The 22,641-nt window shown below is 47.1% G+C and carries 16 protein-coding genes; 11 read left to right on the plus strand and 5 right to left on the minus strand.

Annotated elements, in window-relative coordinates:
- Positions 1-32: 32 nt before the first annotated feature.
- Both AC3WU2_RS08045 and AC3WU2_RS08050 read right to left on the minus strand, forming a co-directional pair.
- Positions 33-1,589 carry a response regulator transcription factor gene (locus AC3WU2_RS08045; RefSeq protein WP_492452970.1) on the minus strand — a complete coding sequence of 519 codons (1,557 nt, stop codon included), beginning with the start codon at positions 1,587-1,589 and terminating at the stop codon, positions 33-35.
- Positions 1,552-3,411, minus strand: coding sequence for a sensor histidine kinase (locus AC3WU2_RS08050; protein WP_492452972.1), 1,860 nt, complete (start codon positions 3,409-3,411; stop codon positions 1,552-1,554). The genes AC3WU2_RS08045 and AC3WU2_RS08050 overlap by 38 nt, the downstream gene beginning before the upstream one ends.
- Before the next feature lie 148 nt (positions 3,412-3,559).
- Here AC3WU2_RS08050 and AC3WU2_RS08055 point away from each other — a divergent pair, with 148 nt between their 5' ends.
- The 6 genes from AC3WU2_RS08055 (at position 3,560) to AC3WU2_RS08080 (ending at position 13,413) form a co-directional block, all read left to right on the plus strand.
- A complete protein-coding gene (locus AC3WU2_RS08055) occupies positions 3,560-4,897 on the plus strand; it encodes an ABC transporter substrate-binding protein (RefSeq protein ID WP_492452975.1) in 1,338 nt (445 codons plus the stop codon).
- A gap of 194 nt (positions 4,898-5,091) precedes the next feature.
- Positions 5,092-5,967: a carbohydrate ABC transporter permease gene (locus AC3WU2_RS08060; protein WP_492452977.1), complete on the plus strand. Its 876-nt coding sequence runs from the start codon at positions 5,092-5,094 to the stop codon at positions 5,965-5,967.
- On the plus strand, positions 5,964-6,788 hold the full coding sequence (locus AC3WU2_RS08065) for a carbohydrate ABC transporter permease (protein ID WP_492452979.1): 825 nt from the start codon (positions 5,964-5,966) through the stop codon (positions 6,786-6,788). The genes AC3WU2_RS08060 and AC3WU2_RS08065 overlap by 4 nt, the downstream gene beginning before the upstream one ends.
- Before the next feature lie 24 nt (positions 6,789-6,812).
- Positions 6,813-8,918: an alpha-galactosidase gene (locus tag AC3WU2_RS08070; RefSeq protein WP_492452981.1), complete on the plus strand. Its 2,106-nt coding sequence runs from the start codon at positions 6,813-6,815 to the stop codon at positions 8,916-8,918.
- A gap of 160 nt (positions 8,919-9,078) precedes the next feature.
- The gene (locus tag AC3WU2_RS08075; RefSeq protein ID WP_492452983.1) at positions 9,079-10,383 is read left to right on the plus strand and encodes an L-cysteine desulfidase family protein; all 1,305 of its coding nucleotides are present in this window, start codon (positions 9,079-9,081) and stop codon (positions 10,381-10,383) included.
- Positions 10,384-10,605: 222 nt separating this feature from the next.
- Positions 10,606-13,413 (plus strand): bifunctional diguanylate cyclase/phosphodiesterase, encoded by a 2,808-nt coding sequence (locus AC3WU2_RS08080; protein ID WP_492452985.1) that lies wholly within the window; start codon positions 10,606-10,608, stop codon positions 13,411-13,413.
- Between the two features lie 68 nt (positions 13,414-13,481).
- Here AC3WU2_RS08080 and AC3WU2_RS08085 read toward each other — a convergent pair whose 3' ends face one another.
- Entirely contained in the window at positions 13,482-14,612 is a 1,131-nt protein-coding gene (locus tag AC3WU2_RS08085) for a cytochrome P450 (protein WP_492453211.1), read from the minus strand.
- A gap of 35 nt (positions 14,613-14,647) precedes the next feature.
- Complete coding sequence (locus tag AC3WU2_RS08090) at positions 14,648-15,223, minus strand: TetR/AcrR family transcriptional regulator (RefSeq protein ID WP_492452987.1); 576 nt, start codon at positions 15,221-15,223, stop codon at positions 14,648-14,650.
- A gap of 164 nt (positions 15,224-15,387) precedes the next feature.
- Here AC3WU2_RS08090 and AC3WU2_RS08095 point away from each other — a divergent pair, with 164 nt between their 5' ends.
- The 5 genes from AC3WU2_RS08095 (at position 15,388) to AC3WU2_RS08115 (ending at position 22,391) form a co-directional block, all read left to right on the plus strand.
- Positions 15,388-16,287, plus strand: a complete 900-nt coding sequence (locus AC3WU2_RS08095; RefSeq protein WP_492452989.1) for a DMT family transporter — start codon at positions 15,388-15,390, stop codon at positions 16,285-16,287.
- Positions 16,288-16,308: 21 nt separating this feature from the next.
- Complete coding sequence (locus AC3WU2_RS08100) at positions 16,309-17,256, plus strand: acetylxylan esterase (protein ID WP_492452991.1); 948 nt, start codon at positions 16,309-16,311, stop codon at positions 17,254-17,256.
- A 568-nt stretch (positions 17,257-17,824) separates the two neighbouring features.
- Complete coding sequence (locus AC3WU2_RS08105) at positions 17,825-19,162, plus strand: histidine phosphatase family protein (RefSeq protein ID WP_492452993.1); 1,338 nt, start codon at positions 17,825-17,827, stop codon at positions 19,160-19,162.
- A 101-nt stretch (positions 19,163-19,263) separates the two neighbouring features.
- The gene (locus AC3WU2_RS08110; protein WP_492452995.1) at positions 19,264-21,765 is read left to right on the plus strand and encodes a GH39 family glycosyl hydrolase; all 2,502 of its coding nucleotides are present in this window, start codon (positions 19,264-19,266) and stop codon (positions 21,763-21,765) included.
- 68 nt (positions 21,766-21,833) lie between these two features.
- Entirely contained in the window at positions 21,834-22,391 is a 558-nt protein-coding gene (locus AC3WU2_RS08115) for an MFS transporter (RefSeq protein WP_492452997.1), read from the plus strand.
- Here AC3WU2_RS08115 and AC3WU2_RS08120 read toward each other — a convergent pair.
- The coding region (locus AC3WU2_RS08120; protein ID WP_492452999.1) for a hypothetical protein at positions 22,388-22,641 on the minus strand (254 nt) is incomplete at its 5' end. The two genes, AC3WU2_RS08115 and AC3WU2_RS08120, sit on opposite strands and share 4 nt — an antisense overlap.

Here is a 22,641-nt window from a genome sequence, read left to right on the forward strand (position 1 = left end):
TCCCAAAGAGAGGAGCACCTTTTGCGTTGGACCTAACCCTTCTTATGAACGGAATCTCTAAATTCGGAAGGATTCATTCCGGTCCAGTTCCGGAATACTCGGCTAAAATAATGTTGGTCGGTATAACCGATAATTTCGGATATATCTTTGAAGTCCATCTCCGGGTTGTGTTCGATCAACCGCTTGGCCTCTTGAATCCGCAATGAAATGAGATACTGCAGTGGAGGAATCCCTTTATATTTCTTGAATACCCGAATGATATAGGAGGCGTTAAATTGGAATTTTTGTGCCAAATGATCCACGTTAATGGCTTTGGTAAAATTCAAACGGATGTAATCCTCCAGCATGGTATACAGTTCCTCAGCCGAATCAAGCTTCCTTTGCGTGGGCAAGTGATGGATTAGCAGCCGTAGAACGTCCTTAGATAATTCATCGATATCCTTGGCAGCGGCGACGATATGATAAATCCCTGATTCAATCGCAGCCATGGTTTGTTTAGGCTGATCATCTTGAGGTTCGAATAGGAGTCTGGCCAGCTGAATCAGTGATCTCTCAAGTAGATCCTGCGTAAATTTTTGTAGCTTCCAAGCCTCAAAAAGACGTGTAAGCTCCTGAATGAGCGGATCAAATTTCCTTTGTTTAACAAACTTCTCCATTGTGCTCGTGGTAACCGGATCCAATTGACTGATTCGTCTCTGCAGCGGGTCTGTGTCATGAAGTAAAATGACCGATGATTGGCAGGGGATAAGACCTTGATCCAGCGATTTTCGAATTCTCTGGGCAGTTTCCCATAAATCCCCGAAGGATACAGGCGCATTGTGCGTGCAGAGGGTGACGGGAATCGAATGCTGAATAAAGGCGGTGATCCCATTTTGAATCTCTATAGTCCTATTCGTCGTCGATTCATGAGGGCTCCATGTCATGATGAGAAACTTGACATTACAGCTTTTATCATCGATGACCCACCACTTTGCTTCAGATTCCAGATGCTCATGGGTGAGCTGTGTCCACTCCACCATGTCCCAGATCCTGTTGATGTGATGCACGTCCAGTTCATCCATGGCGTGCCTGTACAGATTGCCAAGACAAATGAGATACAGCATTAATTTGCTGTTTTCTAAGGTAGAGGGTACAGATAGACTCGGTCCAAGTCCGTTTAAATCTTGCGTAATGATGTTCCTTTCTTGGATCATGTTGCGCTGTTCAAGTTTGATCTTGATCTCATCGAGCGTGTCCTGCAGGCTTTCTCCGGTCATCGGCTTCAGAAGATAATCAAATACACCAAGCTTTAGCGCCTGCTGCGCAAAGCTGAAATTGTCGAAGCCGCTCAGTATAACGATATGGACTTCTGGAAAAAGCTTTTTTACCTGACGTGTTAATTCGATCCCATCCATCAGCGGCATTTTCACATCGGTAAATAGGACATCCGGTTGATAGGTTTTCACAAGCTCCAGCGCGTCCTCCCCGTTCATCGCTGTGGCGATGACTTGGAAGCTGGGGTCGATCTGTTCTATTTTTTCCGCAATGTGCTCCAGAATAATGGGTTCGTCTTCAGCAATCAAGACTTTGAATGTGTGATCTCTCGGCATTGACATCCTCCTCTGAACAGGGTCCTCCAATCCGTACCATTGCACCTTCTCTAGTGTTCAATAATTGAAAGACGGCTTGGTCATTATAAAATAACTTCAATCGATGATATATGTTTAATAATCCGATATGAGGGTCATGGTCTTCCTTGGGTTGTTCGAAATGTTCAATTTTTGCTGCAATATCCGTTAACACCTGTTCATCAAAGCCGATCCCGTTATCCGTAATTACGATCTCCCACCCGACATCACTCATTTTCCCTTCAATTAGAATGTGCCATGGGGGTCTCTTGTTAAAAGCATGTTTAAAACAGTTTTCAACAAGGGGTTGGATGATGAGCCTTGGAACGTGGATCCGATTCATCTCCATGGGGATATCGATGCTGCAAGCGAACTGATCGGAATGGCGGGACTTCATTAAGCCCAGGTACTTCATGGTATGGTCCATTTCCTGTGCCATCGTGACAGGATTCGATCCCTCAACGGCGATATATCTCAACATACCGGAGAGGTCGCTGCACATTTTGACAATATCCTGTTGATCATTGTTGTCTGCTTTGATGCTGATGACGGTCAGCGTATTATATAGAAAATGTGGATTCATCTGAGCCTGCAGGGCCAGCATTCGCGCCTTAATCTCCTGGGATCTCGCCTCTACGGCTTCCTGCAATGACGTTTCGAGTCTATCGCACATCTGTACAAAAGCCGATTTTAACTCCTCAAGCTCATTCAGATGAGAGGGAGTGTCCGGGATTCTTTGGGGCGGGAGCGTCTGCAGATTCAAGTTAGCAATCGACTTTCGAATGGCTTTGAGGGGTGTCGTCAGTCCGCTGGACACATAATAGGTCAACATCATCGTAAGCAGTAGTGCGGCAATGCCAATCAGAATGATTTGATTGCGAAATGCTTGTATCGGCTGTAATAAAGCGGTTTCAGATTCAACGAGCAGCACCGTCAAGCCGCTGAATTCGGATCGTGAGTAAGCGACAATTTCGGAAGATGGCGTGGATGATGCGTCGTGAATCATTGATAGAGATGAAGGTTTCAAGATCCCGCTTGAATTTGCAAGTTTGCTGACCTCTTTCCAATGGGTCTCGGTTGGCAGCAGCGAATCTTCAAATGGATACATCAAAGCGCCATGCTTGTCATACACATATACCTTGGTCGAAGGAGGAGTTTCTTCCCCAGGAATCGCAATCGACCGGTTGACAATATTTTCGAAAATGCGGTAGTCCTGCTGAACCTCTACAATGCTGTCAAGCGGTTCGCCCAAAACCTCGGTAAAGGCCCTGCTGAGGGACAAGACCGTCGTGTTCGTATGATCCCAATCATTCTTGCGTGGAGGAATGATGGCCCTGCGTCCATCCTCAACCAGTGTGTCATGAATCCAGGCTCTGGTTATGAATGTTTCGGGAGATAACTGCAATACATCGAAGTTTTTGCCAAATTCTATGAATCTTCCATTTATGCCAAAGATATGGATTTGATAGAACTGGAACGGATAACCGGTAATTGAAAATAAGGTATTATTGAGATTCCTTCTGTTATAGAGCTCTTTAGAGGGATTATCTGCGTTTTCAAAAAAATAGGTTCGTAGATTGTCGGATGTAATGATTCGCCCGGCAATCGCATCCATGCTGCGAAGCTCAGCATCAAATTTATCGGAGATGTTCAGGGACAGCTGATGAATGGATTCCGAAGCTTTTTGCTCTAACGTTCGGGAAACATACAAATAAAAAGAAGCCGAAAAAATGACGATGATGAATGTAATAAGGCCAGCATATACCAAAAACAGCTTGGCTTGCACCGTTTTGATTCGATTCATTCGTCTAATCCTCCCATCATGCAAACGCAGTGGTCAATTTTATCCACATCATGCAGTCACTATTCTTCATTCCCTTTCACGCTATCCATGATTAATAATAAGAATGTACCGTACAACAACACAATAATAAATAAAGGGAGGTTTGTAAATGCACCGTTTGAAACCGCTTAAATTATTCACTGTAACCCTCGTGGCACTCCTCAGTATTTCCGGATTAATAGGGTGTTCCGCGCAAAAGGATCAGCCAACCGGGGAAGACAAGAAAGAACAGACTACTCAAGATGCTCCTAAGAAAGATATTACGATTACGTTCGTAGGTTCACAAAACTGGTTGAACAAGGGCTCCAAAATCGATTCAGAACTTAATGAAGCATTTACACAGGAAACGGGAATTAAAGTGGACATGCAAGTCATTCCAGATGATCAGTATGCGAATGTTCTCAAAACGAAGCTTGCATCGGGTGAAGCACCGGATATTTTCATGGTTAGTGCTGGGGTTGGTGCCCAAAAGTTCCTTCCGGAAAAATATTTCGCGGATTTGTCGAATGAGAAGTGGGTATCTCGCTATGTGCCATATGCCAAAGCGGGCAGCACCATCGACGGCAAGGTCATGGGCTTCATGACCTGGTCCGTAGACGGATGGGGAATGCTCTACAACACGAAAATATTTGAAAAAAATAATTTGACAGTGCCTAAAACATTTGATGAATTTACGAAAACGTTGGATACATTGAAGGCAAATAACATTACGCCTGTCTATGAAGTAGGTAAAGAAGCTTGGCATTGGGGCATTTGGTTATCGCAAATGGGACCGATTGCCGAGAAAAACAATCCTGGTCTGTATGAGAAATTAAATTCGAATCAGATCAAGTATGCAGATGTTAAGGAATTTGAAACTTTCCTGACGCAATTTAAAGAGATGTATGACAAAGGTTATTTTGGTAAGAATCCGATATCGAACACGTGGGATTCCGGCTATGAAGCGATGGGTAAAGAGCAGGCGGCTTCATTCCTGGGCTATACTTCTTATCAGAATGAGGTAGCTGGTAAATTTGCAGACTCGGGCGCAAATGATTGGAAAATGTTCCCGATCCCTATGGCGGGAAATAACGTGTTCTCACATTCTGCCGGCGGTAACATGCGTGTAGCGTACAAAGATTCGAAGAACCTGGATAGTGTAAAAGCATTTTTTGATTTCTTGGCTAGACCTGATAATTTGAAGAAGTATTACGAAGCTCGCCCTGATATTCAGCCTGCGCCTTCTTTCACGGATGTGCCGGCCAAGCCGACAGCGAGCGGAAAATCGCTCCTTGAAAATGCACCTGGCGGGGATGGAATGGATATGGAATACGGCGTGCTGTATTGGGACAATACGACAGTCGGCAAATACATTCAGGATATGATGCTGGGAGGATTAACGCCTAAGCAAGTGTTGGAATCTATTGATAAAGACCGAGCAAAATTGTTTAGTGCGACAGCCAAGTAATGAAATAGATAAAGGCGAAGATGTCCGGCTTATGAAACTGGGCATCCTTCGCTTGTACAGAATATAAGAATTATAAGTTTTGTTAATGACTTATTTACTCTTATATTTCTCGCTTAAACGCTTTGTGTCCTTGAAAGGACGCCGTAGGGTTTATGCTTGGATGGTGGGTATAAGTTTCGGAGAGGGGAACCCATATGTATGCATCAAAACTGTATTCGTGGAAATTTATCGTTCCTGCATTTTTATTATTTTTTGTATTATTTCTAGTTCCCAATCTCATGGGATTCTATTATTCGCTGACGAACTGGAATGCCATGAGCGATCAAGTGAAATTTATAGGTCTGGACAATTTCATAGAGGTTTTCACGGATAAGTCGAACTTTAGGTTCATTTATAACACGCTTATGTTTGCTATTGTCACATCGATTTTAAAAGCGGTTATCGGATTAGGACTTGCATTGATGCTGAATGAAGGCGTGAAATCCAAAAATTATTTAAGAACGATTTTCTTCATGCCCGTCGTGATTTCTAATTTAATTGTGGGACTTATTTTTCAACAAATCTATAACCCCGACACCGGCATTCTAAATGGATTTCTAGAAGCGATTGGCCTTGGCGCGTTCAGTCAGTCCTGGATCGGCGATCCCAAGCTTGCGATCTGGTCCAGTATGGGCGTTGAGATCTGGAAAGCATCTGGCTTTAATATGGTCATTTTTCTGGCAGGTTTACAGATGGTGCCTAAAGATATGTACGAAGCAGCTGATATGGATGGCGCTAATTATTGGAATAAATTGATTAAAGTCACTATACCTTTCTTAATCCCCTCCATCACCATCAATATGATGCTGAATGTGATCTCGGGTTTAAAGGTGTTCGATGTTATTTTCGCTTTAACCAATGGCGGTCCGGGAAGGGCTTCTGAGGTCATTAACTTAACGATATTCAACCAATTTGGGTTAGGAACCTACGGATATGGTACTGCGCTGGGCGTCATTTTATTTTTGTTCTTGGCGGTCATTTCTATTGGCCTGGTAAAAATATTTACACGACCTGAGGTGAGCGAGAGATGACGAGAAGAACTGCGGCGATCAACGGCTTGAAAGAGATTAGCATGTGGATTTTAAGTCTAGTGATCCTTGTTCCTGTCGCTATGCTACTTTTGAACTCCGTAAAAAATGTGACGGAATCAGCTGCGATGAGCTTAAAGCTGCCTACCTCATTTCATTTTGATAACTTTATAACTGTGTTCAAGGATGGGAAAATATTCAGTTCATTCGGTAACAGCTTGCTGATTTCTTCTGTTACATCGGTGATTACGATCATTACTTCTTCGATGGCAGCCTTCGTCATGACCAGAAATCGAACGAGACTGTATCGATATGTATATATCCTTTTTCTCGTAGGCTTAATTGTCCCGATGAACTATATTACCACTATGAAAGTACTGCAGATGCTTCATATGATTAATACGTTTACAGGCATCATCCTGCTGTATTCGGCGACGTTCATTCCCTTTACCGTATTCCTGTTTTACGGCTTTGTCGGCGGAATCCCGAAAGAACTCGATGAATCGGCGGTGATTGACGGCTGTGGAGGGAGCGGTCTGTTTTTCCGGGTCATCTTCCCGCTGATGAAGCCTGTGTCGGTGACAGCGCTGATTATTAACTTTTTGAACTGCTGGAATGACTTTGTGCTTCCCCTTTATTTTTTGAATTCTTCAAGCAAATGGGGAATGATCATGACCATGTATAATTACTTCAGTCAATATATTAGTTCGTGGAATCTAGTATCCGCAGCGATGCTGATCAACTTGGTTCCAATTCTGACGGTTTATGTGCTAGGTCAGAAGTATATCATTTCCGGAATGACAGCGGGAGCCGTTAAAGGCTAATGGATTGGAATGGGGGAACAAAGGATGTCGATAATTACCATGCCTGAGCGGAATGCTTGGGTCTTACGGACAAACAATGCTGATTACGCAATCGGTGTCGACGAAAGCGGGTCACTTCAGCACCTGTATTGGGGCGAGCCTTTGAACTTACTGGACGAGTATCCGAGCACAGCTGGCCAGCATGCCTGGATCTGGGAGCCGGAGGAAGGCAACAGCAGGGAAGAATGTATGCCGTGGGGCAGACGAAGCTTTGCAGAACCAGGCTTAAAGGTTGAATTTGCAGATCGAACGCGGGATCTCGTCCTCACGTTTGACGGGGCCGGCATTGAAGGGGATACACTGCGAATTGTTTTGAAAGATGTTCTAAAGTCATTGCAAGTCACGGTCAGTTACCGCATCTATGACGAGTTTGATGTGATTGAGCGGTCGGTGGAAGTGACGAATATCGGCGAGGTTCCGGTGAATATCGAGCAGGTGATGAGCGCGATTTGGCATCTTCCTGTGTATCCATCCTATAGGCTAACGTATCTGACAGGTCATTGGGGGGCGGAGACGCAGCTTCGCCGAGAAATGCTTCAAGAGGGGAAAAAAGTAATTGAAGCCCGCAGAGGCATTACGGGACATAACAATAATCCGTTTTTTGCCGTTGATTTTGGCGACACGTCGGAAGAATACGGTCTTGTGTATTTTGGAGGGCTTGGCTTTAGCGGTCATTGGAAGATTGTCGCTGAGCGAACACCGTATCAAACGCTGCAGATCGCGGCGGGTATTCATGACTTTGATTTTCGCTGGCTGCTGGAAGCGGGCGAAACCTTCGTATCACCCGTGAGCGTGGGCGGGTTCACCGCCAAAGGGTTTGGAGATGCGAGCCGCAAGCTGCATGGCTATCAGCAAAAGCACGTTCTACGCAACAGCGGGCAGCTTCGCAAAGTTCTATATAACTCCTGGGAAGCGACTAGTTTTGATGTGAACGAAGAGAACCAGAAGCAGCTTGCGGAAAAGGCTGCACGACTTGGCGTTGAACGCTTCGTTGTCGATGATGGCTGGTTCGGTAAACGCAATGATGATAAGGCTGGTTTAGGGGACTGGTATGTGAACAAGACCAAGTTTCCGAATGGGTTGCAGCCACTGATTGACGATGTCACGTCGCTTGGCATGGACTTCGGCATCTGGGTCGAGCCTGAAATGGTGAATCCGGACAGTGACCTGTACAGACAGCATCCGGATTGGGTCTATCATTTCACGGATCGTCCACGTACGGAGGGAAGAAATCAGCTTGTACTCAATTTGGCCCGCGAAGATGTTCAGGCATTTGTCTATAACGCGGTCGATGAATTGCTGTCTACACATGCCATTTCGTTCATCAAATGGGACATGAATCGCTACTTTAGCGAGCCGGGTTGGCCGGGCGCGCCAGATGGCCGCGATCGTGAGATCTGGGTGCGGCATGTGAACGCGCTTTATGATATTTGGCGGCGGCTACAGGAAAAGCACCCTCATGTGCAGTTTGAGTCATGCGCAGGAGGCGGCGGACGCGTAGACATGGGGATTATGCGGTTCGCGGATCAGTTCTGGACCAGCGACAATACCGATGCGCTCGATCGGCTGCGGATTCAATGGGGATACTCGCATGCGTATACGGCGAAGTCGATGGTATGCTGGGTGACCGAACCGGTGAACTACATGAATGGACGCCGAATTCCTCTTAAGTTCCGTTTTCATTGTGCCATGATGGGAACACTGGGCATCGGCATGAACTTGAACCATTTGACCGAACAGGACATGGAAGAGGCCGCAGGTTATATCGCGCAGTATAAAGCAATACGGCCCATCGTTCAGGAAGGGCTCTGCTATCGGCTTTCCCCGCCAGAGCAGTCGGATCTTACTTCGGTGCAGTACGTAGGGAGGGATGCGCAGGAAGCGGTCGTGTTCGTGTTCCGGCATGCACAGCAATTCGGACATCCCGCTCTTCCCGTGAGACTCCGCGGACTTGAGCCGTTCATACCGTATCGAAATGAAGAAACGGGCGAAGTCCGAAGCGGGCAAGGCTGGATGTCGCGAGGTATTCTTCTAAGCTTAACAGGAGACTATGATAGTACGATGATCAGACTGGTCCAAGTACAGAACTAGAAAGCCCGGATGATAACACAATTTCAGATACGCCCTGATGGATTCGATGCTCTGAACCATCAGGGTTTTTCGTTATTTTAGAAAAAAGTTGTCGATTAGCGATGAATAATAATTTATGATCCATATAGAGGGCAGAAAATTTAAGAACAGGGTGGGTACCATGACGAATCTGAATGAGCAAATTACGCAGCTGCTGCAGCAAGAGCTTGTCATTGCGCTAGGATGTACCGAGCCGGTTGCGATTGCTTGGGCGGCGTCCGTCGCGAGAAGTCATGTGCACGGTGAAATGACGCATATGGATGTGACGATCAGCTCGAATGTGATGAAGAATGCGATGGCCGTTGGGATTCCTGGTATGAAGCAGACGGGAATTGATTTCGTCGCGGCGTTGGGAGCCATCGCAGGGGATCCGAATCGCAAGCTAGAAGTGCTGACGGGTGTTTCTGCTGAGGCAGAGGGTAAGGCTAAAGCCTTTATCGCAGCTAATAAAGTACAAATAAAGCTAACGGATTCGCCGAAAAAATTGTATATCGAGCTATGCGTGCATAGTGAGACTGAACAAGCCAAAGTCATCATCGAAGATGTGCATACGAATATTACGCGTATAGAAGTCGGGGATGATTTGATTTTCGCTAAAGCGTGTGAATATTATCATGAACAAGAAGATCAAGAATCCGATCTATACAGCCAGTTGAGCCTTGAGCGGATTTATCAATATATTCAGGACATATCTCTTGACGATCTGGAGCTGGTAAAAGAAAGTATTACGTTAAACCGAGCGATTTGCATGGAGGGGCTGAAGGAGAGCTACGGTCTCCAAGTGGGGAAGATTCTCAAAGAGAACGTAACCAAAGGGCTGCTATCGGATGATGTGATTACGCATGCGATGGCGCTCACCTCAGCAGGATCGGATGCACGAATGGCTGGCGTCATGATGCCGGTGATGTCCAACTCGGGGAGCGGGAATCAAGGGATTGCCGTCACGATGCCAGTCGTCGCTGTCGCTGAGAAAATAAAAGCCAGTGAAGAAAAAATGATTCGCGCGGTAGCTTTCAGCCACCTGCTCGCGATCTGGATCAAATCCAAATTTGGACGTCTATCTGCACTGTGCGGTGTGACGGTGGCAGGAGCGAGTGCGGCGGCAGCCATAACGTATTTGCTGGGCGGTGATGTGAATCAAATGTCATTTGCGATGCAGAACGCAATTGGCAATGTTACCGGGATGCTGTGTGATGGCGCGAAGGCAGGTTGTGCCATGAAGGTATCGACTTGTACGGGAGCAGCGGTACAATCCGCATTGCTCGCGACGTCTGGCATGAGGGTTCCAGGAACGAACGGGATCATTGGTGAGGGGTTGGACGAGAGTATCGATAACTTCTGTCGACTTGGGAATGAAGGCTCCTTGAAGATGGATGAACTCATACTTGACATGATGCTCAATAAGCGCAAAGAAGATAATGAATAAGCGAAAGATCGTCTTGATCTTGTTCGATGTTGATCTGAAATAGAAGTTCGAATAGGAATCCTGAAGGGTCAACATTGTTGATTTTTTCAGGATTTTTAGGTATACGGATTGTGCAAATATTCGGGCAAAAAAGGGATTGGTTTGCCAGGGGAATTGTGGTAAGGTCAGTGGGTTGATGTCGGGTTTTGCCGAAATCACCAATCGTTCAATAGGGGAAATCTTATGGAGAAATTAACGCAGACATATAGTGTGGCGCTTGTTATTGTATCTTATTTGATTGCGGTCATAGCATCTTACACGGCACTCGATTTAGGGCGGCATGTGAATGATGCGCGCGGGAAAAGCCGCTTGTTCTGGTTGATCGGCGGTGCTTGCTCCATGGGGCTCGGCATCTGGGCAATGCATTTCATTGCTATGCTGGCGATGCATCTGCCAATCGAGGTTCATTATGACGTGATGAAAGTCTTCATCTCGATTATATATGCGATCGTTGCTTCCGGTATTGCCTTATATGTCGTGACAGGTAAGCGGCTTACGATAGGCCGTCTGACGATAGGTTCCTTGTTCATGGGGGCAGGGATTGCGTCGATGCATTATACGGGAATGGCCGCGATGGACATGCCTGCCACGATACACTATAACAAGTTCTGGTTCGTTGTCTCGATCCTTATGGCGATTCTGGTATCGACTGTAGCCTTGTTAATTACATTCAAGCTGCGCACAGCACGCAGTAATCTCATAGGCACGCTCATTAAGCTGCTAAGCGGATGTGTCATGGGGGCGGCCGTTGCAGGTATGCACTATACAGGCATGTACGCGACGACCTTTGTCTCGCATCATGACCATATTAATCATTCATCCATGTCGATGAATTTTACGCTCATGGGCTACGTGATCGGTATTGTGACGTTAATCATTCTGAGTGCGACGTTAGTTACGGCGTACCTCGATCAAGTATTGACGGCGAAGACGAGAAAAGTGATGGAGAGCGATGAGCGGTATCGTTCTTTATTTGAACATAATTTAGACGGAGTCATGTCCTTTACGAAGGATGGTGGGTTCGTGAATATGAATCCAAGGGCCAATGTCATAACCAGTGAGCAGAAGATCTCGTTCGCTGCGTTCTTATCGATGTGCCGCCCAGAAGATATAGCGGGTTTGAATCGTTGTTATGAGCGGACCCTTCAAGGTGAAGCACAGAAGTGTCAAGCGGTGATGACGAATCGCCAAGGGGACACGTTAGACCTGAGCATAACGCTCGTTCCTGTATTTCTCAATGAAGAGATTGCAGGCGTGTTCATGATCGTTCGGGACATCACGAAGCGGAAGCAGACCGAACGCGAGCTGCAGGAATCGGAAGAGAAGTTACGCTCCGTCATTCAATCGGCCACAGATGCCATTATCATATCTGATGATCGCTCCATGATCATCTCGTGGAATAAAGGCGCAGAGACCATGTTCGGGTATCAGGAGCATGAAGTGTTAGGTAAGTCGCTATCCACAGTCATTCCAGAGCGATTCGGCTCCGCGCATGAGAGTGGTATCGAACGATTCGTCCATACGGAGATTCCAAAGGTCACTGGAGCAACGGTTGAATTAGTTGGAATACGGAAGGATGGTATGGAGTTCCCGCTCGAGCTCTCCCTTGCCTCGTGGAAGACGGGGGATCAAATATTCTTTACGAACATTATCCGAGACATTACAGAGCGTAAATTAGCGGAACAGAAAATCAACCATATGGTCTACCACGATTCACTGACAGGATTGCCGAATCGTAGATATTTCGAAGAGAAGCTGCAGAAGGCGGTTGCTACGGCAATGGAAGAGAAGCGTGAAGCTTACGTGATGTTCCTCGATTTAGACGGGTTTAAGCTGGTCAATGATTCGCTCGGACATGACTTCGGCGATCTGCTGCTGAAGGAGGTCGCGGGCCGAATCCTTCAGTGTGTGGAAGGGAATGGCATCGTATCCAGGCTTGGGGGCGATGAGTTTACAATTATACTTGAAGATATTACAGAGCAGGAAGCCCTTCACATCGCTGATCAGATCATTCATTTGATCGAAATGCCGATTCTTATCGACGGTCATGAGCTCTATGTCACGACGAGTATAGGAATCTCGCGTTATCCCGATGACGGAGCCGATTCGCGAACACTCATGAAACGTGCAGACACGGCGATGTATTCGGCCAAAGAGCAAGGAAAGAACAATTATCGGATCTATGCGCCGGCGATGCAGCTGGTGACCGATCAGAAAATATTCCTTCAGAACGAATTGAATCGTGCGTTAGAGAATAAGGAGCTAATCCTCTACTATCAACCGCAGATTTGTATGAAGGACGGCACGATTGCAGGAATGGAGGCGCTCATCCGTTGGAATCATCCGACGAAAGGTATCATCCCGCCGGATCAATTTATTGCACATGCCGAAGAGACGGGGTTAATCGTTCCTATTGGGGAATGGGTGCTGCGGACCGCTTGCAGACAGAATAAAGAATGGCAGGATCAAGGGTTCCCGCCGATGCGCGTCGCTGTGAATCTATCCGCCCGTCAGTTCTTGAAGAAGAACCTGGTGCAATTCGTGGAGAATGTTCTTGAAGAGACCGGACTTGCGCCGGATTATTTGGAGCTTGAGATCACGGAAGGTACGATGCTGGATGTTCAGCGTTCAACCGATGCGCTGGAGAAGCTCAAGAAACTGGGCGTCCATATCGCCATTGATGATTTTGGAACCGGGTATAGTTCATTATCTTATTTGACGAATTTCCCATTGGATAAGCTGAAAATTGATCAGTCCTTTATTCGCGATATGCCGACGAACCTGAATAATAAAGCGATCGTCTCGACGATTATTTCGATGGCTCGCCATTTGAATTTACAGGTCATTGCGGAAGGTGTTGAGACGGAGGAGCAGTTGCATTTCTTGCGCGATGAAATTTGTGATGAAGTCCAAGGGTACCTATTCAGCAAGCCTTTGTCAGTTGAGGAAATGGAACAGTATTTCATTAGAAGTATGGTTGAGGTCAGGTGAGGCTATGATCCTTGCTCATCATGACAATAGGGAGACCCTCCGAATGCGGAGCGGTCTCCCTTTTTGATTTATGCGATGAAGAATGGCAAAGATTTTAGCCCGAAGATCATCGAGCTATCCGCTCGTTCTAACGTCATACGCTGATCACGTCGGAAAATCGGGAAGCGTTCGAAGAGGATTCGCAGCGCGATTCGAGCTTCCAGTCTGGCTAGCTGCGCACCTAGGCAGAAGTGGATGCCGTGCCCGAAGGCCAAGTGTGGATTAGGGCTACGATGAATGTTAAATGTATTCGGTGATTCGAAGATGTCTGGATCATGGTTCGCCGATCCGATCCAGATGTTGATCTGTTGACCCGGGAGCAGTGAATGCCCGCGCAGCTCTGTTGCTTGCTTCACTTTACGGCTCGTGACCTGAACCGGTGAGCAGTAGCGGAGCACCTCTTCGATCGCTTGCGGGAAGAGGGAAGGGTCCGCCATCAGCTGATCCCGCGAGTCTCGTTCACTATCGAAGCAGAGCATCGACGAAGAGATCAAGTTGGTCGTTGTCTCATTTCCTGCCACGAGCAGCAGCACGCAGAAGCCAATGATCTCAAGGTCAGTCAGCTGTTCGCCATCGACATGGGTATGAACGAGGCTGCTAATGAGGTCTTGCTGTGGTGCTGTACGCCGATCATTGGCAATAGCGGTGAAATATTCACTCATCTCTTGTTGGCATGCTACGAAGGCCTCGTAGTCGTTTCCGACAAGTGCGATGGACCATTCCCTGAACTGTAACCGATCCGCAGCGGGTATCCCGAGCATTTCGGCGATAACAATCATCGGCAGTGGACTTGCGAAGTCATGGACGACATCCATGCTGCCGCGCTGCTCGATCTGATCGCATAACTCATGGGAGATGGCAGTGATTTTAGGACCTAGAGCTTCGATGACCTGCGGGGTAAAAGCCCGTGAGACGAGCATGCGAAGCTGCCTATGCTTCGGTGGATCAAGGAAGAGAATGCTAGCATCGATCGGCTCTCTTACGGTGTCGTTCAACTGAGAGGAGAAGACTTCATGATTCGTGAACATGGCTTTGATATCCTCATACCGAAATGCATCCCAGTTATTGTACTCCTCGTTGAAGGATACGGGCGTATTCGACCGCATTTGCTCGAACCAAGATAACGGGATTAATTCTTTGTTTGCCTTTAACCATTCCATAGTATTCACCAGCGCCTTCTGATCAGAATAGGGGTTTACGTTGTGGTCAGGAATAAGCCTGTCGTCATCGTCGTGTACATAAACTGCTCCAGCTGTTCCCGGGTTAATTCATCCTGATGATTCATGTAATACCTGCATCCGCTGTCGATCATGCCAATCAGCGCGGTTGCAGCGAGCCTGCAGTTCCCATCACGCATGACACCGGAGCGTTGAGATTGTTCCAGGCTATCGGCGACGAAATAAATGTAATCCAGCCGCATCTTCCGCACTTCCTCCAGCACCTCCGAATCGAGCCCATTGGATAATTCGTTGAATACGATGTGGGCGAAGCCGCTCGATTCTAAGAAGATATCGAGATTATGCTTAATGATCCGCATGATTTGTTCCTCGAGGGGGAGGTCTGCATAGAGATCCGCATGGACACGATCCATTAGTTCCGTCAATCCATCGGCGATGATCGTCTTGAACAATTCGGATTTACTCTTGAAATGATAGTACAGGGTTCCCTTCGCGACATTCGCCCGTAGCGCGATTTCATCCATACTTGCGCGGTGGAACCCGTGTTCAGAGAATACAGCTTCTGCTGCTTGAATAATTTTGATTCTACTCATGGGTTGGTGGCCTCTCTACGTGTCTTGATTTAGTTGAACTGACTAGTCAGTTCAATAATATCTCATTGGAAAATTATAGTCAATCCATCCTGCCAGACGCTAGAAAAATTTAAAAAAAGGAGTATAGTTATGGAGGTACAACAGAGAGAAAGAAGGCGCATCACGTGGCTCACACGAAAGCATCAACAAAAACAATTCTATCGATTGCATTTCTAGTCTTGATCTGGGGGTTATCGTGGTCCATCTATAAAGTAACGCTGCACTATACGCCGCCGATTTTATTCGCAGGGATGCGTTCATTCCTAGGGGGATTGTTACTGACTCTATTCTTACTGCCTACGTGGAAAAAATTGAAGTGGCGTGAGAACTGGTTCCGGTACGTCATTTCAGGTCTACTAAATGCTGCATTTTTCTACGGGCTGCAGACGGTGGGGCTCATCTACTTGCCGGGTGGTTTATTTTCCGTGCTCGTCTATTTCCAGCCGGTATTGATAGGTCTCTTCGCATGGATGTGGCTGGGTGAGCGGATGACATTCGTCAAAGTCGCAGGGCTTCTGATCGGATTTATCGGGATCTTGGCCGTGAGCTCAGGCAGCTTCACAGGACAAGTCTCCTTCGTGGGCGTAGCCTTGGCCTTATTAGCTGCAATCAGTTGGGCGCTCGGCGTGATCTACGTCAAGAAGGAGAGCGGGAAGGTCGATTCCATGTGGATGGTCGCTTCTCAATTTATGATCGGTGGGGGCCTATTAACGGCGCTCGGTACGGGGGTTGAAAGCTGGTCTAGTATCACATGGAACGGAACCTATCTCATAGGATTGGGGTTCGGCGCGACCCTTGGGATTCCGATCGCTTTTGTAATCTATTTTCATCTGATGAACACGGGAGAGGCGAGCAAGGTCGCATCTTTTACGTTCCTGGTTCCACTCATTGCGGTCCTTACGGGAACGGTGTTCTTGGATGAACCATTTACCTATTCCTTACTGCTTGGATTGGTCTTGATTGTCATCAGCATTTATTGTGTGAATTATTCGAGTAAGAAGAAGGAGATTCCGTTACTAGAGTAACGATTGGAGGTCATGGTCACGATGAATTTTATCGAGAAAAAGCTTGCTGAATTGCATCAATACATGCCGGATCTGACGGCGCCAGAGGATCTGGATTCATTCTGGGAACGTACTTTACACTTCGCCTCACAGAAGCCGCTGAATGATCGCCGGGAGCAGGTAACTTGCCTCTCCCCTTATATGACAACGTACAAGGTCACTTACGAAGGCTATGATCAGACACCGATTCATGGGTGGTACATCCTGCCGAACTTCGTTGGCGTAGAGACACGGAACCTTCCTTGTGTCGTACATTATCATGGTTATCATGGAAGTAAATCCGTACCCGAGAACTATGCGAACTGGCTGATGATGGGCTTTGCCGTCTTTGCGATGGATGTGCGTGGGCAGGGCGGCGAGACAGGGAACCTGCTGCCGCAGTCGTATGGCATGACCAAAGGATGGATTACGCAGGGACTTCTCGATCCCGAACAGAGCTATTACCAAGCGATTACCGTCGATGCGCTTCAGGCGCTCACATGGGTCAAGCAGCAGCCAGAAGTTGATGTTTCACGCATTGTTGTCGCGGGGGCAAGTCAGGGCGGAGGACTCGCGCTGATCACGTCGGCACTAAGTGATATCCCATGCAAAGTCATCGCAGATATTCCGAACATGTGCCATATGGATTTTGGCATTTTCAATTCTGTCGGTTCGCTGTCAGAGGCGGCATCCTTTGTCATGACGTACCCTGAACATTTGCAGGAAGTCATGCGGACGCTCAGTTATTTCGACATTCTCAATCTGACGGATCGTCTCACGAAGCCGATCTTCATGTCGGCTGGGTTGAAAGACCCGATCTGCCAGCCCGAGACCGTCTTCGCGGTCTATAACCGAATAACATCGCCGAAGGAAATGCATGTCTATCCATTTAACGGTCATCATACGAGCGGCGATCATTTCGGCAAAATTATTCGTTTCTTACGCGGTTAATCATCTCTTGCACTTCTTTATGCTAAAGCTTGCTGATTCCTTCCAAGGGGAATCCCAGCAGGCTTTTTTTTATGGCATCGATGCATCCATTGAGATCCTCGAATGGGAGCGGGATGAAGGGGTAACGCAGCGTGATCCTTGTTACTCCTCATGTGGAGCTTTCTAACGAACCATAATGTTCTTATATCAGTGAAAATGAAGCCAAATCAAATCTAACGAACTCAATAAATGCTAAAAGTCTTCCTAGGGCGAAATGATCCCTTTTTGCAAGGAATAACGCTTCTGAGATTCGTTAGAATGACAGATTACACGATTTATACCTAATAAGACTTGTACGGTTCGGTAGCCCCAGTTCGGACGTTAAGATTCACTAAGATGCATTCCGCATCATCGTCATCAGCCCGCGCAGTCGTTATTTATCCTCTTTAATGTCCCCTTCAGATCGGATAGAGAAATAGATAAAAATCGCCCTAATACACCGTAAGATATGGATATTGTGTGTAGAAGGTTCTTTTCTATAATAGCAATTGTAAACGCTTTCTAAATATCTGTTGAGAGGGGATCAACAATGAAGAAGAACATGATGCGATTGTTGTCTATCATGATGGCGGCATTTCTATTCACGACATTTACAGCGGGATCGGCAGCGACAGCAGCGGCGACTAAGCCAGCGGAACAGAAGAATGAGGGAGTGACCTTCTACCTCGTACGTCACGGGGAGACGCTGTTCAATGTCCAAGGCAAGATGCAAGGATGGTCGGATTCGCCATTAACCGAGGAAGGGATCCATGTCGCAGAGAACTTAAGCAGAGGTTTGAAGGATATTCCGTTCGTGGCAGCCTACAGCAGCACAAGCGAACGCGCGATGGATACGGCGAACATTGCGCTGAAGGGTAGAGGTATTCCGCTCACGACGGATAAGCGTTTGAAGGAGTTTAACTACGGCGAGTGGGAAGGCGCGAAGGGTGAAGACATCCTGAAGAAGCATCCGGATATGTATACGAACCCGAATGTATTCAAGCAAGCGGGCGGTGAGAGCACGCAGGAAGTGATTGATCGGATGACGGCAGCGCTCACAGACATTGCGGAGAAGCATAAGTCGACAGGCGGCAACGTGATGGTCGTAGCGCATGGCATGGCGACGGTTAATCTCCTTCTCGCGTTAGATGAGAATGCATGGGGCATGAAGCCGCTGCCGAATTCCAGTGTAACGACGATTCAATGGAAAGACGGCAAATTCAACGTGCTGAAAGTTGGCGACATGAGCTATGCCGAGAAGGGCGAGAAGAAGCTTCGGTTCTATTTCGTACGACATGGTGAGACCCTCTTTAATGTGCAAGGCTTGATGCAAGGGTGGTCCGATTCTCCGCTTACGAAGGAAGGCATTGAAGTTGCGAAATATTTGGGCAAAGGTCTGGAGAACGTTCCGTTCTTAGCCGCTTATAGCAGTACGAGCGAACGCGCCGTCGATACAGGCATGTTGGCCCTTGGCGGACGGGATCTTCCGCTGCAGCTCGATAAACGCCTCAAAGAATTTAATTATGGCGAATGGGAAGGCATGAAGGGGGAGGACATCTTCAAGGCCAACCTGGATATGCTCACGAATCCGAATATCTACAAGAAAGCGGGAGGTGAGAGCACGCAAGAGGTTGTGGATCGGTTCAAGGATTTCCTGAGCAGTGTTGCGGCGAAATACAAAGATGCGAATGGCAATATTATGGTCGTATCCCATGGGATGTCCACCGTGAGCCTCGTCAATGCACTCGATCCAAAAGCCTGGGGCATGAAGGCTTTGCCGAATTCCAGCGTAACCATTATCGAGTATGAGAATGGGGAGTTCAAGGTAGGCAAAGTTGGCGATCAAAGTTATGTCGAGAACGGGAAGAAAGCACTAGGACACGAATAGCAGGATGAAGAGAACAGGTCATTTGACCTGTTCTCTTTGCTAAGTCATACTAGGAATACTAGTTATTCGTAGATGACGAGATAAGCTATGAGGTGATCCGTATGGATTATATTTATGAGAGCATCCCGCTGGATGCGAAATTAAAGATCAATATTTTTCTGCATCGCGCGAAATATGTCCATGATCATTGGCACGACAGCCTCGAGCTGTTCTTCGTGTTGAAGGGTAATGTCGATATGTACATTCAGCGCAAGAAATATACACTTCATGAAGAAGATATGATCCTCATTAACAGCAATGAGATTCATTCGATCATTGCCGATGAAGATAACCTGCTGCTTGTGCTGCAGATTCCGCTTTCTTTCTTAAGCGATCATTTCGGACAGGCGGAATCGTTATCGTTCCATCTGAAATCGTTCATGTATGCGCCAGATGAGCAAGAGCGATTCAATGAGGTACGGATGCTGCTCGCCGAAATGATGTGGGTCTACAATAAGGAAAGCTACGGTTACGAGCTTAAGATGAAATCGCTGTTATTCCAGCTCCTCTATTTGCTCATATGGAAATTCAAAGAGGGCGAGAGTGAAGACAGCGCGAGGATTAGTCCGAAGCACATGGAACGAATGCTTCGCATTGCGAATTATATTCAAGTAAATTACATGAAGCCTTTGAATTTGAACGAGCTCGCTGCGCACGAATATCTGTCTGTGCCCTATCTGTCGAATTTTTTTCAGAAGCATATGGGTCAGTCGTTCACGAAATATGTGAATCAGGTTCGTCTCAACCATGCGGTGAAGGATATCGCTTATACCGATTATTCGATTACGCAGATTGCGATGGATCATGGGTTCCCGAATCTGAAGTCTTTCCACAAAGCCTTCAAGGATGTCTACAATATAACACCGAACCAGTATCGGAAAGAGTTGCAGGACGAGCATCATATGGAACGGAAAGTGACCACAGGCCAGAAAATCTCTTCCTATTTGGAGTTTGATCGCGACAATGCTTATGGGGCGTTGTTCAAATATTTACCGGATCGTAATCGGGATCGGGTCGATCGGGCATCGGACAAGGGTGTTGTTACACGGGAAATTCAACTCCAGCTGACCGGAAGCCCTAAACTGATGAAGCCCTACTGGCAGAAAATCTGCACGATCGGCAAAGCGAAGGAAGGGCTCTATTACGAGGTGCAGCAGCATCTACAGTCGATTCAGTCGATGATGAAGTTCGAATATATTCGATTCCATGGCATCTTCGATGATGAGATGATGGTATACCGTGAAGATCAGGATGGGAATCCGTTGTATAATTTTTTCTATGTGGATCAATTATTCGATTTCCTCCAGGGCCTTGGGCTCAAGCCTTATATCGAGTTCGGATTTATGCCAGCGGATCTGGCGAGCGGCGATCAGAGCATCTTCTATAAGAAGAGTAACGTGAGCAAACCGAAGGATTTGGACAAATGGTCAGAGCTTATCAGGCAATTTATGATGCATTGTGAGCATCGGTACGGACTTGAGACGCTTCGCACATGGAAATATACATGCTGGAACGAGCCGGATCTCTACCTGTTCTGGACGGACACGGTGGAAGATTATTATGCGATGTATGAAGCGACCTACCGTACGGTTAAGTCGATCTGCCCGGATTTGAAGTTCGGGGGTCCTGAGATCATCTCGGATACGATCTATCAAGAGGATTGGCTAACATCGTATTGGGCGTTCTGTCGGAGTTATGATTGCATGCCGGACTTTTTTTCCTTCCATAGTTATCCGACAGGTGTTCAAGGTGAGAGTGGGGAAATCAAGTGGTTCCAAGCCAGCAGGGCGAATGACTATCTGGCTGAGACGCTGGCTGTCTTGAAGAAGAAGCTTCGACAAGAGAAGATCAAGATGCCTGAGATCTATATTACCGAATGGAATGCAACAGGGGATCATCGGGATCTGACGAACGATACCGTCTTCAAGGCGGCTTATATTGCGAAGAATATTGTCGAGAATATGGAAGACATTACGGGACTTGCTTATTGGACGATTACCGATCATCTGGAAGAGCTGGTGCCACCTCGTGAGACCTTCCATGGGGGACTTGGGCTAATCACGAATAACGGGATCAAGAAGCCGGGGTATTATGTCTATCAGATGCTTAGCCAACTCGGCGATCAGCTGCGGGACCGAGGCAAAGGTTACTGCCTGACCCAACGGGGGGATTGCTACCAATTGTTAATGTATCATTACTGCCATTACGACAAGCTCTATGAGATGCAGGATTCGCTTGGGATCGAATCACTGAACCGGTATCATGTCTTCCAAGATATGAACGACCTGGAGATGAGCTTCACTTGTGAAGGGATCCCAGCGGGGACCTATGAACTTCGCAGCATACATGTCAATCGTGAACATGGAAGCGCTTATGACACGTGGCTTGCCATGGGGGCACCAGCGGAACTGTCGCGGGGTATGGTCGATTATTTGAACCAGAAGGCAGTGCCTTTGCAAGAATATAAGATCATTGAACTAGACGGTACCATCGCGACATTCAAGTATACACTGAGTCCACATGAGGTTCGATTCTATGAACTGAGGCCGTTGCGACATTTTTGAAAGGTCTCGATAAAGGTTTTCTCAATGCAAAAGGAAAGACATTTTCGATGGGTTTCGAAGGTGTCTTTTTGTCGTTTTTTGAAAGCGGTTCCACATGGCTCCAGATAAGCAGAAAATTGACATGGTTTCTCACAAATTTAGGGAAGACGAAGACAGCTGTGCTCGGTTTTGGTATCGGTACGGTGGGACTGTTTATCGTATTGGTTGCAGGCATGAGCTCCATCCCATTGATTGTTGCTGCTATTATGATCGGTAATGTAGGTCAAGGATTTGCAGCGGGGATCCTATTCGCGATGCTGGCGGACACCGTAGATTATGAGGAGTGGAAATCTGGTGTACGTGCGCAAGGGTTGTTAACCGCAGCAAGTGCGTTCGGGGTGAAGTTCGGTATTGGCATCGGTGGTGCGCTTGCAGCACGGATTCTGAATATTGGCCATTATGTGCCGAACCAAGATCAATCCAGCTCGGTGCTCGCATCCATTCAATTCAACTTTGTGTGGCTGCCGCGTATCTGTTTCGTGATTTCAATTATTCTGTTCATGTTCTATAAGATCGATCGTGTCGAGAAGCAAATGATTCGCGGTCTGGATCATAAGCGTCAGGGCGGTGCCGCGATTCAGGTTTAATTCAACTGTAATAACAAGAGCATAACGCTTGGGTCTGTGAAGGAGATAGACTCAGGCGTTATTTTAGTTAATGTGCCCGAAGAGGCAGCCAGGCGCCGAAATAACTGCAAAAATGCAGCTAATATGCTCGAAGAGGCTACCAGACGCCGAAATAACTGCAATAATGCAGCTAATGTGCCCGAAGAGGCAGCCAGTCGCCGAAATAACTGCAAAAATGCAGCTAATATGCTCGAAGAGGCTGCCAGTCGCC

Source organism: Paenibacillus sp. EB106-05-06-XG162 (assembly GCF_058791655.1).